Origin of the sequence: Solibacillus sp. FSL R7-0668 (assembly GCF_038006205.1) — a bacterium.
In the GTDB taxonomy this organism is placed as follows: Bacteria; Bacillota; Bacilli; order Bacillales_A; family Planococcaceae; genus Solibacillus.
Genome location: NZ_JBBOUU010000001.1, coordinates 3,289,512 through 3,304,667, shown reverse-complemented (window position 1 = coordinate 3,304,667; position 15,156 = coordinate 3,289,512). Strand labels below are relative to the sequence as shown.

General features: G+C 37.8%; 14 protein-coding genes. 9 read left to right on the top strand and 5 right to left on the bottom strand.

Annotated features, from left to right (window positions below; translation table 11 throughout):
• Nucleotides 1-99: 99 nt before the first annotated feature.
• Nucleotides 100-1,404: a hemolysin family protein gene (locus MKX47_RS16465; protein WP_340777856.1), complete on the bottom strand. Its 1,305-nt coding sequence runs from the start codon at nt 1,402-1,404 to the stop codon at nt 100-102.
• Between the two features lie 560 nt (nt 1,405-1,964).
• Nucleotides 1,965-2,174, bottom strand: coding sequence for a YheE family protein (locus MKX47_RS16460; RefSeq protein ID WP_340776371.1), 210 nt, complete (start codon nt 2,172-2,174; stop codon nt 1,965-1,967).
• A gap of 107 nt (nt 2,175-2,281) precedes the next feature.
• Between MKX47_RS16460 and MKX47_RS16455 the strand changes: the two genes are divergently transcribed.
• Together MKX47_RS16455 and MKX47_RS16450 are read left to right on the top strand one after the other, a co-directional pair.
• Nucleotides 2,282-3,427: a DUF445 domain-containing protein gene (locus MKX47_RS16455; protein ID WP_340776370.1), complete on the top strand. Its 1,146-nt coding sequence runs from the start codon at nt 2,282-2,284 to the stop codon at nt 3,425-3,427.
• Between the two features lie 21 nt (nt 3,428-3,448).
• Nucleotides 3,449-3,793: a YlbF family regulator gene (locus MKX47_RS16450; RefSeq protein ID WP_340776369.1), complete on the top strand. Its 345-nt coding sequence runs from the start codon at nt 3,449-3,451 to the stop codon at nt 3,791-3,793.
• 31 nt (nt 3,794-3,824) lie between these two features.
• On the opposite strand, the gene MKX47_RS16445 is transcribed toward MKX47_RS16450, so the two are convergent.
• Nucleotides 3,825-4,199 carry a hypothetical protein gene (locus tag MKX47_RS16445; RefSeq protein WP_340776367.1) on the bottom strand — a complete coding sequence of 125 codons (375 nt, stop codon included), beginning with the start codon at nt 4,197-4,199 and terminating at the stop codon, nt 3,825-3,827.
• A gap of 432 nt (nt 4,200-4,631) precedes the next feature.
• Between MKX47_RS16445 and MKX47_RS16440 the strand changes: the two genes are divergently transcribed.
• The 7 genes from MKX47_RS16440 to MKX47_RS16410 all read left to right on the top strand — a co-directional run bounded on the left by MKX47_RS16440 (nt 4,632) and on the right by MKX47_RS16410 (nt 12,432).
• Complete coding sequence (locus MKX47_RS16440; RefSeq protein ID WP_340776365.1) at nt 4,632-6,134, top strand: coproporphyrinogen III oxidase; 1,503 nt, start codon at nt 4,632-4,634, stop codon at nt 6,132-6,134.
• A 120-nt stretch (nt 6,135-6,254) separates the two neighbouring features.
• Complete coding sequence (locus tag MKX47_RS16435; RefSeq protein ID WP_340776361.1) at nt 6,255-7,445, top strand: MBL fold metallo-hydrolase; 1,191 nt, start codon at nt 6,255-6,257, stop codon at nt 7,443-7,445.
• Nucleotides 7,432-7,683 (top strand): DUF3006 domain-containing protein, encoded by a 252-nt coding sequence (locus tag MKX47_RS16430; RefSeq protein ID WP_340776359.1) that lies wholly within the window; start codon nt 7,432-7,434, stop codon nt 7,681-7,683. Before MKX47_RS16435 ends, MKX47_RS16430 begins: the two co-directional genes overlap by 14 nt.
• A gap of 136 nt (nt 7,684-7,819) precedes the next feature.
• Complete coding sequence (locus MKX47_RS16425; RefSeq protein WP_340776357.1) at nt 7,820-8,608, top strand: HAD family hydrolase; 789 nt, start codon at nt 7,820-7,822, stop codon at nt 8,606-8,608.
• 308 nt (nt 8,609-8,916) lie between these two features.
• Nucleotides 8,917-9,300 carry a MerR family DNA-binding protein gene (locus MKX47_RS16420; protein WP_340776355.1) on the top strand — a complete coding sequence of 128 codons (384 nt, stop codon included), beginning with the start codon at nt 8,917-8,919 and terminating at the stop codon, nt 9,298-9,300.
• A complete protein-coding gene (locus tag MKX47_RS16415; RefSeq protein WP_340776353.1) occupies nt 9,297-10,814 on the top strand; it encodes a class I adenylate-forming enzyme family protein in 1,518 nt (505 codons plus the stop codon). Before MKX47_RS16420 ends, MKX47_RS16415 begins: the two co-directional genes overlap by 4 nt.
• On the top strand, nt 10,795-12,432 hold the full coding sequence (locus MKX47_RS16410) for an acyl-CoA dehydrogenase family protein (protein ID WP_340776351.1): 1,638 nt from the start codon (nt 10,795-10,797) through the stop codon (nt 12,430-12,432). Before MKX47_RS16415 ends, MKX47_RS16410 begins: the two co-directional genes overlap by 20 nt.
• A 425-nt stretch (nt 12,433-12,857) precedes the next feature.
• Here MKX47_RS16410 and MKX47_RS16405 read toward each other — a convergent pair whose 3' ends face one another.
• Complete coding sequence (locus MKX47_RS16405; protein WP_340776348.1) at nt 12,858-13,124, bottom strand: YesK family protein; 267 nt, start codon at nt 13,122-13,124, stop codon at nt 12,858-12,860.
• A gap of 248 nt (nt 13,125-13,372) precedes the next feature.
• Entirely contained in the window at nt 13,373-14,623 is a 1,251-nt protein-coding gene (locus tag MKX47_RS16400) for an IS4 family transposase (protein WP_340770156.1), read from the bottom strand.
• Nucleotides 14,624-15,156 lie beyond the last annotated feature (533 nt).

Below are 15,156 nucleotides of genomic sequence, written 5' to 3'. Positions count from 1 at the left end.
CCACATTTTCAACTTAGAAAATGTGGGCTTTACCTATGATATCCGCCGTGGCAGTAACTTGAGTCAGCTAGGGTTTAAACTCTAGCTGAATTAAATTGATTATTCTTCGTTTAGAACTACTGACTCAGGTAATTTTGTAACTTCTAAATATAAAATATGATGACCATCAAGCTCGGTTACTTTGAAATGGTAACCTTGTTCTTCAATAGTGTCGCCCTCTTCAACGTCAAAGCGCTGCGTCATGAACCAACCACCAATTGTATCGATGTCTTCATCCTCAATATCAGTACCTAAAATATCATTTACTTCTGCTAGCAACATTTTAGAATCAAAGATGTAATGGTCTTTTGCGATTTCTTGAATTTCAGGCACTTCATCTTCGTCAAACTCATCTTGAATATCACCGATAATTTCTTCGATAATGTCTTCAATCGTTACTAAACCAGATGTACCACCGTATTCATCCATTAAAATTGCCATATGAATACGTTCGCTTTGGATTTTTAAAAGTAACTCACTAATTTGAATCGTTTCAATTACACGGATTACCGGCTGCATATATTCTTCAACCTTTTTCTCCCCATTTGCAGGGTCCTTAATATAAGCTGTTAATAAATGCTTCATGTTGATTAAACCAATGACATGGTCTTTATCGCCATCAGTAATCGGATAACGTGTATATTGCTCAATTCCCATTAGCTCAAATACTTCGCGAATCGTTTGATCTTTTTCAATACTAATAATTTCAGTACGAGGAACCATAATCTCTTTCGCAATGCGTTCAGAAAACTCGAAAATACTGTTAACGTATTCGTATTCAGAAGAGTTGATTTCTCCTCCATTATAGCTATCTGTTAAAATCATGCGAAGCTCTTCTTCAGAGTGTGCTGCTTCAGTTTCAGAAATCATTTTTAAACCGAATAGTCCCGATAAGGCACGTGCTGAACCATTTAATGTACGAATAAATGGGTACATGATGTTATGGAACAAAATGATGGATCCTGATAAGTTTAAGGTAATTTCTTCTGCTTTATGAATAGCAAGAGTTTTCGGTGCTAATTCCCCTACGACAACGTGTATAAACGTTACGAGTGAGAAGGCAACAATAAATGAAAGAACGGATGTAACACTACCACTTAATCCTAAAAAATCAAACAGTGGGTGGAGAATGATTTCAAAGGTTGGTTCTCCAAGCCAACCAAGTCCAAGGGCAGTAATAGTAATCCCTAATTGACAAGCAGATAAGTACTCATCTAAATTAGTAATAACCTTTTTTGCACGAATGGCTTTTTTGTTTCCTTCAGCAACGAGCTGATCGATTTTTGTCGTTCTTACTTTAACTATTGCAAACTCAGTTGCAACGAAAAATGCCGTAGCGGCAATTAAGATAGCAAATACTATCAACCTAATGGTTAGTTCAATACCTATGTCTACGTCCAAATATATTCCTTATCTGCGATGCAAATGGGCACGGCAAATAAAGAGTACACCTCCTAAAAAAATTTTAATACTACAATGATAAATTATTTATGCTCAAAAAACAAATTATGTTATTTGAGAAATATAAGGTTTTTTATGAGAAATAAGAAATGGGCAGTAAAATTTGAATTATCAGTATTTTAATGGTAATGTATGGGGCAAGTAATTATTTGAATAGATGAGAAATTTAGTGCAAAAAAGCCAGCAAATAAATTCTCTAGCCAGCTATTTGAATAATTTACTTGAATGCGCATAGACTAACGCTTTGCTCGGTGGGGTTCATCTTCCACCGAGCATTAGTTTTTTACAATCTACTATTAGGGACAGTAAGGGGGTGTCCGAGAAGTGATTCTGGGACACCCCCTTGCGCCGAGGATGGTGGAAATTTTATTTCGACCACCGCAGAAGCACCGCATGCAGCGGATAATTAATACACGAACGAAGCACTGCGCTAAAAGTATTTACTTTTGGCGCAGCCCCATTTTTTATTCATAAACGTGGAATAACATTAATTCATGAATCATTTTTTCTACATTGGCAAGATCATTTTGTTGCGGTGTATTGCCAATAAAGCGAATACTACCATCTTTATAATATTCTGCTGTAAAACGCTCATTGTTAAAAAAGAAACGAATCGACCAACCAGGAATTTGACTGTTTTCGAATAATGGTTTATAGCTAAAATGTTGAATCATGAAACTTCCCCCCCATCTAATCGTACAAGAAAGTAGTCCGTTGTTGCAATTTTTGTTTGAAGAAATTAATAATAAGAATAGATATAGATAAGGAAAGAGTGAGATTAATGGGAGAATTTATTACGCTGTTATTATTACTTGGCGTTGTGGGTGCGATAGTTGGGGCGGCTACAAACTACATGGCCATTAAAATGCTGTTTCGACCGTATAAGCCGATTTACTTTAGAAAGTGGAAATTGCCGTTAACACCAGGCCTTATTCCGAAGCGTCGTGGGGATTTAGCTATTCAATTAGGTAAAACGGTAACAGATTATTTATTAACGCCAGAAACAATTAAGAAAAAGTTTTTATCTACAGAAGTGCGAGCGAGCGTATTAACATTTGCACAGGACAAGGTGACACAGGAAATATTTACAGATGAAAAAACGATTAATGATTGGTTGCATTTAGCTGGATTTCAAACATTACCGCAAACTGTTGAGGGAAAAGTGGATGACATCATTCATCATCAATTGATGTCTATGAAACATACATTATCGACAAAGACAATTCAAGAATTATTACCAGCTGATTTAGCGCCTGTGTTAGATCGTAAAGTAGATGAAGCGGTTGTGCAGATTTTGAAAAAGGGTGAGGATTACTTCTTATCACAAGAAGGGGCTATTACAATCAAAAATATGCTGGATGATTTTTTATCGACGAAGGGCTCATTTGGAGGCATGATTCAAATGTTTTTAGGTGATTCTACATCTCTTGTTGATAAAGTGCAGCGTGAGCTTGTGAAGTTTTTACAAGCACCAGGTACAGCGGCATTATTACAGCGGATTTTTAGTGCAGAATGGGAAAAAATAAAAAAACGCCCAGCGATGGACTTTATGAATGACATAAACTTTGATACGATTGAGTCGAGCATCCAAAGTTACGCAAAAAATGCACTAGCAATTGAATCACGCTTGGACAAAACGATTAATGATTATTGGCCACAAGGAAATCAATGGGCAACAGACGAGCTACTACCTAAAGTAATGGAGAAATTGTTTACAACAGCTGAAGGGAAAATTGAAGATGTCTTAAAGCGCTTAAATTTAGCAGAAGTTGTGCGTGAGCAGGTAGATTCATTCCCAATTGCGAAATTAGAGGAGCTTGTACTTGGTATTATTAGCAAAGAGCTAAAGTTAATTACTTGGCTAGGTGGTATTATTGGTGGTCTAGTTGGGGTAATTCAGGCGGTCATCGTCTTGTTGACGAACTAAAATGAGAAAGTAGGATATCAAATGATTAACATTTATGAAGATATTAATAAGCTTCAAGCAACATTCCGCAAAACAGAGGAATTCGAAAATCTACAAAAAGCGGTAGAGGCTGTACGTGAAGATGAAGAGGCAAAAAAATTATTCACAAATTTCCGTGATGTTCAAATGAAGATGCAGGATAAGCAAAATGCAGGCGAAGAACTAACAGAAGATGAGTATGTATATTTACAAAAAACGGCTCAATTAGCACAGCAGGACATGAAAATCTTAGCAATGCTAGAGGCTGAAATGGCGTTAAGCACAGTGATTCAAGAAGTAAACCGCATTATTACACAGCCGATCCAGTCATTATACGACGGTCTATAAGATAAAAGGCTCACACCCTTGTGTGAGCCTTTTACAATGAAATCGAATGTTTCGAGAACTTTTGCGAGTAAATACGAATGCTCTCTAAAAAGCTAGGGTGCGTTGTAGCAAGTTTGGCAAGCTGCATTTCATCTGTATAAAGTAATTGATAGTTAAAGTGTTGTGAAAAGAAACGTTGTACATTTTCATAAAGGTCGTTTAATGAAATCGCGCCAAATAATTCATCGCGATCAATTAAGAAAATTAAATCGCATATCGTCGAATTATTTGCATAGGAAACATTGATCGTAATGTAAAATGTGCGTTCATCGCAGCGATTTAAATCAAACTTATGAATGCCGATAGATAGTTGATTTACAATGGTCGTAAAATTCTGTGCTGTAAACTTGAGTGGTCGAATCATCATTGCTACCTCCATTTAATAGTTGATAATAAGAAGTATAAAATATTCTGTAAAGTTAGTCTAATGAAATATAGTAAAAATATACCAAGTTATCACTGTAAAAATAGTGATAACTTCCTTATTTCTAAAATCTATAGTTGATTTTACAGGTGAAAGGTTAAAACTAGGTTAAATGGATATTAAAAATTAGTAATTTTTATATGTATTAGTAAGTATATTTTTACATAACAGCATAGAGAAAAAAGGAAATCGTATTTTTAATAAAAATAAGCATGATTCGTTTGTTCCCTTTCATTTTTTGTTACAATGGAAGGGATTTTGAATTTGTTGGGTAGACAAGTGAAAGTCCATAGTAGGGAAGACATCGCATCTCAAAAATTGGTATGAAACCTGTTTTTCAAACCTTTATTTAGATAGGAAAGTAGAGAATAAATAATGAAAACCATTTATATAAACAAACAACTTAAAGAGGATTGGACACGCGTGTTCAATCATATTGCCAATCTGTTTTATGAAGACTCTGTTATTCAAATTGAAAACGATGGTGCGGATATGACATTAGCCTTTGAGCATTCAGTGGATGCCTCGTTTACCATTCATACAGCGGCGGAGTTAGTAGTTGATGGCCAAACATATACAAGTAGCTATTCCATTGGCTATGCATCGGAAGGAACAGAAAAAGAGCAAAATATTCGGATGAAGCGTGCCTTATCCCATGTCATGCTGGATGTGCTGGAGCAATATTCAGGGATGACACAGCAATGGGGCATTTTAACGGGTGTACGGCCGACGAAACTGTATCATAAGTACCGCAAAGCAGGGAAGTCGGATGAAGAGATTGCAACCATTTTAAAAGAGGATTTCCGAATTTCTGATGAAAAAATCGCACTGATGAAAGCCATTGTTGAGCGTCAGTTGAAGGTCATTCCAGATTTAGATGAGCTTGGGCGGGAAATTTCGATTTATATTGGGGTACCTTTCTGTCCGACAATGTGTGCGTACTGTACATTTCCAGCCTATGCGATTCAGTCCAATCGGAAGGCGGGGCGTGTCGAGAAATTTATTGATGGCCTGCATATTGAATTACGAGAAATGGGAAAATGGCTAACAAAGAAAAATATGCGCATTACTTCGATTTATTGGGGTGGAGGTACCCCAACATCAATCGAGGCAGATGAAATGGATGCCCTTTATAAAACAATGTTTGATGCCTTCCCAAATCCTGAATCCATTCGAGAAATTACGGTAGAGGCAGGGCGTCCAGATACGATTACACCGGAGAAAATCGAAGTGCTGAAAAAATGGGGCATTGACCGTATTTCGGTGAATCCGCAAAGCTATACGCAGGAAACATTAAAGGCAATTGGTCGCCATCATACAGTTGAAGAAACGGTTGAAAAGTTTTGGCTGTCACGCAATTCCGGGATGAATAATATTAATATGGATTTAATCATCGGTTTACCAAATGAAGGGATTGCGGAATTCCAGCATTCATTAGATGAATCGGCAAAAATGCAGCCTGAAAGCTTAACCGTGCATACATTAAGCTTTAAGCGTGCTTCTGAAATGACGCGTAACAAGGACAAATATAAAGTAGCAGACCGTGATACTGTTGCACAAATGATGCAAATGGCAACGGATTGGACGGCTGAAAATGGCTATGTACCATATTATTTATACCGCCAAAAAAATATTTTAGGCAACTTAGAGAACGTTGGTTACTGTAAGCCAAGTGAGGAATCGATTTATAATATTGTCATTATGGAAGAAGTACAAACAATATTAGGTATTGGTTGCGGGGCTTCTTCAAAATTTGTGCATCCAAAAACGGGCAAAATTACGCAGTTCTATAATCCGAAAGATCCAGCAGCGTATATTATGACGTTTGAGGATTCCATTACGAAAAAAATCGCCATTTTAGATGAAATTTATGGATGATAGCTTTACAGGGATAACAAAGCATTACAGAGGAGTATGTAGTGTTTTGTTATTCTTTTTAGAAAGAGCTTTACATCAAAAGTAGCGTAATAAAAGACAGGAAGAAAAGGATTTGGCATAATGAAAAAATTCATTTTTATGGCAATAGTAATGATGTTGCTGCTAGCAGGCTGTACAGAAATGGTGGAAACAAATGCACCAGCCGTAACAGGAAAAGAGATGACCGTACATTTTATTGATGTCGGGCAAGGGGACTCGATCTTCATTCAAGCCCCTAACGGCAAAACGATGCTTGTAGACGCAGGTGTAAAGGGCGCGGGTAAAACCGTTGTGGATTACTTACGTGCACAAGGCGTGCAAAAACTCGATTATGTAGTAGCAACGCATCCAGATGCCGACCATATAGGCGGTTTGATCGCGGTATTGAACTCGATTTCAATTAAAGAATTCATCGATTCAGGGAAAATACATACATCTCAAACCTATGAGGAAATGCTAACATTAATACACGATAAAAATATTCGCTACACTGTGCCAGCAGCAGGAGATACATTGGCACTTGATCCAGAGGTCAACGTAGAAGTACTCGCAAGTGACGAAAACGCTTCTGATAATAATGATGCCTCCATCGTATTACGTGTGGCTTATAATAATATTTCGTTTTTATTAATGGGGGATGCTGACCAAGGGATTGAGCAGCAATTAGTAAAATCGGGCGTTGATGTTGAAGCAACGATTTTAAAGGCAGGACATCATGGATCAAATACGAGCAGTTCGCCTGATTTTATTGAAGCAGTAAGTCCACTGGCAACGATTTTAAGCTATGGACAGGACAATAAATACGGTCATCCACATGTAGAGGTTGTCGATGTATTAAAGCAGGCAAATAGTGATTTATATGGTACGGCAGAATCAGGTACTATTGTTGTCAAAACAGATGGTGTAACATATGACATAAACGCAGAACAATGGACAGGCATTGGGGCAACAAGCGCCATCACATTACCGAAATCAGGCAAGGTTGAGCTTGTAAGCAAGGATTTACAGTCCGAAGTGGTTGCGATTCAAAATACGAGTAAAGAAGCTGTCAATTTACAAGGATGGCAGCTCATTTCAGTTGAAGGGAATCAATCCTTTAATTTCCCCAATATTCAACTTGCAGCAGGAAAAACACTCTATATTACAAGTGGACCAGAGGCAAAAACAGGTACTAATTCGATTGAATGGACGAAAAAGCAAATTTGGCTAAATTCAGGCGATGCCGCACAATTGAAAAATGCGAAGGGAGAAATCGTTAGTGAGCTACCTTAATAAATACACATTAGACCGATTTGATGGGGATTATGCGATTTTTTTAAAACGCCCTGAAGAAATGGAGCAATTGCTTATTCACCGCACCGAATTGGACAGCACCCTTAAGGAAGGAGATATTGTAGCAATTTCCGACAATGGGCACACATATGATATTACCGTTCTAAAAGAAGAAACGATGAATCAAAAACAACGCATTCAACAACTGATGCAACAGCTACGGAACAAAAATAAATAGTAAAAGCTAAATCACGTATGAATGACTTGTACGTGATTTAGTTTTGTTTGCGCTAAAAAATTTAGAAAAATCAAAAATAAACGCTTTATTATGGTAAACTAATAGCAGTGATAGATTATAAATTAGGAGTAAGGACATGACGATTAAAACAATTATTTTCGATTTAGATGACACACTTTTATACGATCAAAAATCAGTAAAAACAGCATTTGAAAAAACATGTGAATATGCAAGCACGGTCAAAAATGTAGATGCGATTACCCTGGAAGAAGAAGTACGTAAAGCGGCACGTGCATTATATGAAGGCTATGAAACGTATGATTATACCGTATTAATTGGTATTAATCCGTTTGAAGGCTTATGGGGAACATTTGATGATCCGACACCACAATTCCAACAAATGAAGGGAATTGTACCGAGCTACCGTGCACAGGCCTGGACAAACGGCTTAGCGGCACTTGGTGTTGAAGATGCCGAGTTTGGCGCGGAACTTGGCGAACGCTTTGTAGAGGAGCGTAAACAAGCACCATTCTTCTATGAGGACACATTTGCCGTATTAGATGAATTAAAGGGCAAGTATCAGCTTGTACTTTTAACAAACGGTGCACCAAGCTTACAAAATTTAAAGCTCGAAATTACACCAGAAATTGTGCCATATTTTGATCACATCATTATTTCAGGCGATTTTGGTAAAGGAAAGCCCGACGCTTCGATTTTTGAATTTGTGATGGAAAAGGCCAATGTTACAAAAGACGACGGCATTATGGTAGGCGATAATTTAATGACGGATATTTTAGGCTCATCGCGCGTCAATATGCGCAATGTTTGGATTAACCGAGAAGATAAGCCGAAAAACCCTGATGTAGTTCCAACCTATGAAGTAACCTCGTTAACTGAGTTTTTACAGCTTGTGAAAACGTTATAAGTTAGTACACCGAGTTCACGAACAATAAAATAATACTAGTTTTTAGCTATTAAACTAAAACTTAAAAAGCAAACAAGCGCTGATTTAAAGCATTTGTTTGCTTTTTGTTTTGTCATTACACTATTTTCGGGCGCTTATAGATAGATACTTGCCAGGAGATGAAATACCACTGGAAGCCCTAATAAAAATTGAAGCATAAGCTTACATAGGATATTTACATCTGATTTTAAATATTAGAAAATTGAATAAATTGCTTTAAATTAACGCTAACGTCAATGGTATACTTGCAAAAACGGAGGGATACACGAATGAAATCTATTAGAGTAATAGCCAAAGAATACGAGCTTTCTACACGCACACTACGCTATTATGAGGAGCTGGGCATATTAAGCTCACACCGTGTAGATAAGGGTATCCGATATTTTACTAAAAGGGAGGAGGCCAAGTTAAAGCTGATTCTTCGAGGAAAAACGTATGGATTTTCACTTGAGGAAATAAAAGAGATGGTGCTGCTATTTGATTATGATCGTTCTGGAAAGAAGCAGCTAGAGAAGACAATCGAATATGGACAGCAGAAGGTAAAGGAAATCGATAGTAAGATTGAAGAGCTCTTGGAGATTCGTGCGGAAATTGTAAAGACGGACCGTATATTTCGTGAAAAACTACAGTTGTTAATGGAGGATGAAAAATGAATATTTCAAATTTATTGGCTCGACATGCGAGAAAGTATCCACATAACATTGCCGTAATTAGCATGGGGCAAGAGACAACCTATCAAGCGCTAGATATCGAAACGAATCGCTTAGCAAATGCTTTACTTGTTGCAGGCATTACAAAAGGAGATAAAGTAGCGATCTTTATGCCAAATGTACGCGAGTTCGCAGCACTTTATTTTGCGATTCAACGAGTAGGCGCGATTGTTGTACCGGTCAATGCTAAGTTTGTAACGCGTGAGCTTGAATATGTACTTTCCCACAGTGATGCGAAAGCCCTTTTTGTACATGAATTGTTAATGGAACAGGCAAAGAATGTTCAATTTGCGGGCTTAAAGGTGAAAACAGGATCAAAAGTGGATGGATGGCAAAGTTATAATGAGCTTGTAGAGCAAGCAAATAATGATGTGGTGATGTGTGAGCTTGTGGAAGAGGATGATTCAACGCTACTTTATACATCTGGTACGACAGGTAACCCAAAAGGTGTGTTATTAACAAATCGCAATGTGTTAACCGTTTCGCATATGATTGCGATTGAGATGGAAGTCAAGCCTGAAAGCCGATTACTCATTATGATGCCACTTACGCATTCAGCACCATTGAATTTATTTTTTGTGACAGCCATTTTAGTTGGCGCAACTGCTGTATTAACACCGACATTTACGCCAGATTTATTCATCGATACGGTTGAAACCTATCAAACAACGCATTTCTTTGGCGCTCCAGTGGCGTATTTATTAACCGCTTCCAATGAAAAGATCAAAACAGCTGACTTATCTTCAATGAAGTATTGGGTTTACGGGGGTGCTCCTTTATCACAACAGGAAGTGGCTTATATTCAACAACAATTCCAAACAGATCGGCTTGTTTGCGTATATGGCTTAACGGAGGCAGGACCAAGCGGCACGATTTTACATGCAGAAGAACATTTAGCTAAACCAGGATCAATTGGACGACGTGCACCATTCGGCACAGAAATTCGTATTATTAACGAAAACAATGAAGATGTAGCACCGGGTGAAGTGGGTGAAATTATCTTATACGGTGAAGGAAATATGAAAGAGTACTATAAAAATCCAGAGGAAACAAGCAAGGTATTTGTGGATGACTGGGTTCGTTCAGGTGATTTAGCACGCATGGATGAAGACGGTTATTACTACATTGTTGACCGTAAGAAGGACGTCATTATTTCAGGTGGTGTTAACATCTATCCAAAGGAAATAGAAGATATCGTTGTGCAGCACCCGGCTATTTTTGAAACCGCTGTCATTGGTGTCCCACATCCAGAGTGGGGCGAAACAGTGAAAGTGATTTATGCGGCCAATACAACGCTATCAGAACAGGAACTGCGCGCATTTTTACAAGATAAATTAGCAGCATTTAAGCTCCCGAAAATTTATGAACAAGTAGAGGCATTACCACGTAACGCATCCGGCAAAATTTTAAAGCAGCAGCTAAGGGAGGCAAAAGAAAATGCAAGTGTTAGCGAATAAACAGCAAAAGACAAAAAACTTTTATGAAGGCGATGAAACATTACATCAACTATTACAGCAAAAGCTTGCACCACAATTTTTTCATTTTGCGAACGAGGAGCTACTTAAATTCGGGGAACGTTGTGCAGGGCCAATTGATCAACGAGCGAAAATAACGGACCGAGAAGGGGAACCAAAGTTACAGCGTTATGATGCATATGGTGAAGAGGTGAGCCGGGTCATTGTAAATGAGGGCTATTTGCAAACGGTAAAAGAAACGTATGAAACTGGTATCGTAGGCTATGTGCATAAAGAAATCCCAGCCCTTCATCAAAAAGGAAATTATGTGTATAGTTTTGCACAAGGTTATTTATTATCCCAAACAGAGCCAGGCTTTTATTGTCCTGTTACATTAACGATGGCAACAGCCTTTTTATTAGACCAATATGCGAGCGATGAGCTTAAGCAACGTTTTTTACCACATGTCATTGCAACGGGAGATGTTGAACTGTATGAAGGTGCAACTTTTTTATCGGAGCGTCAAGGTGGTTCAGATGTTGGGGCAAATATCCTTGAGGCACGGCTTGAAGATGGGCAATGGCGTTTATTTGGTGAAAAATATTTCGCCTCCAATGCCGGAATGTGTGGCGTGGCAATGGTGCTTGCTAGAAAAGAGGGGGCTAGTAGTGGCTCAAAAGGGTTGACACTATTTGCGGTACCATGGCATACAGAAGAAGGGACGCTAAATCATTTACGCATTCGTCGTTTAAAAGATAAGTTAGGGGTAAAGGCTGTTCCATCAGGAGAGGTGGAATTTGAAGGAGCGCTCGCTTATGTAGTCGGTGATCCAAATAAAGGGATTTATTATATGCTTGAAGCATTAAATTTATCTCGCATTTGTAATGCTGCTGCGTCTCTAGGCATCATGAAGCGTACACTAGATGAAGCAATTCATTATACAAGCGGTCGTAGGGCATTTGGTCATACTTTATCGGAGTATCCAATGGTGCAAGAAACCCTTTCAACACTAAAGGCAAAATGGCATGCCTCATTAATTGGTTTGTTTGATTTGGTTGAACGCTACGATCGGGTAACGGCTAGTTTAGCTGACGAGGATGAGCAATTGGTTGTCCGTTTGTTAATCGCCTTACTGAAAAAGGAAACAGCGGAATATGCGATTCATTTCGCACATGAATCCATTGAGCTTCATGGTGGCAATGGTTTCATGGAGGATTTTGTCATGGCACGTTTACTTCGTGATGCACAAGTATTAACAGTGTGGGAAGGGCCAGCTAATATTTTGGCACATGAATTGATTCGTTTATCTAAAAAAAATGCGCATCAAACATTACTAGCCCAGCTTCATCACACGACGCACCCATTATTAAAAGCACGTGTAGCCGAATTACAACAAAAGTTTGAAACGTTTGTAAAGCTACCAGATGCATTACAAACAATTGAAGCAAAACCATTAATGACAGAGCTCACACAGTTATTTGAAGCAGTGACAGCAGTAAGACATGGTGAATTACATGGCGAACGTGAGCAAAAGCTCGCAGAAATCTATATTGAACAGTATTTAGAAAAGCGACCGTTCGGCGAAGTTCCGTTGGCTGTGAAATATTTTACGCAAATTTAATTTGTGGAGGGTTAGAAGCAGAAAAATGAGGATTTAAAAAGTACGAATATACATGTTTTTAATCAGTAATCCAACAAACCCAAAACACGCTCAAAACTGTTGCTATAACTGAGTTTCAACTGAATTGCATAAAAAGCTGTATCGATAATATTCCAAAAAATGCGTAAACGTTGATTTCACAGCGTTTGCGCATTTTCAATGTATCCACAAATTTGTATTTGGCAACGTTTTTATATTTATTTTGTATACTTTATAAATCTTTAAAAAATTAAAGTAATCTTGAATTTAGTAAAATAAAGACACTTCTTCAACCAACCTGATTGTGATAAAAAAATTCGCTATTTGTTTTAGCCATACTCTAGAAGTAATAGTGGCAGACAAAAGAGAAATTAATAAAGTAAATGAAAAACGGGAAAACACTTATTTTATCTCTTTGAAATAGCTCCGATAAAAGTACCTATCCATACATCTACAAAAATAGTAACCATTAAGTAAGCCAATCCGATACCATCCCAACCACCAACTACATTCTTGCTAAAAATAATTAATCCGATACAAATTAGACTTAATACAGTGGCGGTTAAAAGTAAAACTTTTCTTGAAACTTTACGGGATATAATAAACATCCCCATTGCAAAAACAATTCCACAAAGCAATATAGGGGTCCATCCCTCTAACATCAAAGCATCCATTTGATTACCTCCAGTTGTGTTTTTCCATAAACTGAGCAAATTACTAGAGTTATTTATTATTTATATTACTAACTACATTAGCGTTGCATAAAAATTTTTAACATTTGTCAAAAGGGGCATAATACCTACCTGACTCATATATCTGAAAATTCAGAACGAACGATTTCTCCGTATTTGAAAAAAAGTCAACGTGGGCATAAGCGGTAGTCCTCATCCACAAATTGTAAATTATTTACATATGATATAACCTAGAAAATCGGGTCGTACGTTAAATTGTCTAAATGTTCCACCTCTCTTTCGTCAAACTGTTTGACGATGAGCTGAAACTCACTGTCCCAATCATGCTTTTTTCGTCCTTTGGATTGCCTTGTCGGCGGTCTGAAAAGTGCTTTAACAAAAGTTTCAAAAGGCTTGAAAAGAAGATTCTGAAGCGTTTCTTTCATCTCTAAAAGTGGTCCATCATGGTTCAGTTCCAGCTTTAGCAATACTTGCAGGCAATACGTAATCAGAGCAATCCAGATTTGTGTGTAGACGGCGTTCTGACTTTTTCCGAAGAACTTTTTGATTCTTAGGTGCTGTTTCATCCATTTAAAAAACGTTTCAATTTTCCAGCGGTAGCGATAGAGGTCTCCAATTTCTTTCGCCGACAAATCGAAACAGCTTGTGAGAATAATGATTTCATTTTTCTCGCGATCGACTGTTCGGATTAAACGCAGCGAATTCGACATTTTCGTGCGGTTCTGCTCATCCCCCAAAAAGACTTCTTGATCCGAAAAGATGTTATTTTCAACGTCTGGGGCTTGCTCATTCAGCACTTCAATCTTTGCATTTTTCCTCAATCGCGTGATAAAGCGAACCTCTTTCTCACACAATTTGTCATACTGTTTATAGTCCGTATAGCCTCGGTCAAACAGATGAATGGCATCGGAATCGAACGCCACCAGCGTATCCATTTGCGTACGGTCTGCATGTTTCGCCGGCAAAAGAACCGCCTGATCTGGGAGCGTCACATCTTTTGTGACAACGACGCGTAAATGCAGACGAACACCTGCCTTGGTTTTTCGAAACGTAGCCCAGGGATATTGGCTCAGACTCATGGACATGGTAGAAGAATCGATAACAAGTAGTTGATCGATATCCCGAACAAACGGTTGCCTTCTCTTCAATTTTACCTGGGCGGCAACGACGAGATGGCGAAAGACCTTTTCAAATATGCCCGGCGTCAAGCAGGACTGTCTGCGTGAAAGCTGCGACGAACTAATGGTACCCATTTGAACAAAGGTTTGAAGCTCTTCAGTTTCCTTCAGATGTTTCGCCAATTTTTTGAGCGAATCTTTTTCATTCAGCTGTGCAATGATGAACAGTTGTAAAAACTTATAGGCTGACAGCTTTTTCACGTAATAATCAAGATTGGAGACGTTCACAATTTTTAAAAATGTTTTCTCATTTAGTACTTTTAACAATTCATTTAATGTGGATTTTGTGGTATCCTTGTTCATGGTTGGCTCCTTTTAATTGGGATTTGGACAGAACTACCAAACCTAATTATAAGGAGTTTTTTTGTGCAACGGAATACCTTGTTTTGGAATTTTTTTAGTTAGAAGGACTCTTGATGAATAGTGTTTTAATTTAATGCAATGTTAATGTACTAACTACGATAAATTATATAGCATAAAATTCCTAATTTATGGATTTATCATTCATAAGAGGAAAAATCACCCTCATTTAATTGAAATAAGGGGGAATTTGTCCCCAAAGTGTCATTTAGAAACGTTATTTAATTTAAAATTTATATCATATTCATTACCAAGAAAGTGGATGGGGTATCAGAACGGTACCACTTTATTATTTTATTATGTTTGGAAATAGGGCTTTGATTTTGTCAATCTCGAAATTTTTGCGAAGAACCTTTTTTAAAGAAAAGAATCATAATACTAATAGTACAGATGACAGTTTGAAATATTCCTAAAAGGAGATAGGCGTAGTGTGAGTGATTTACTATATTAGTTAGACCATTTAAAAGAAATAAAAA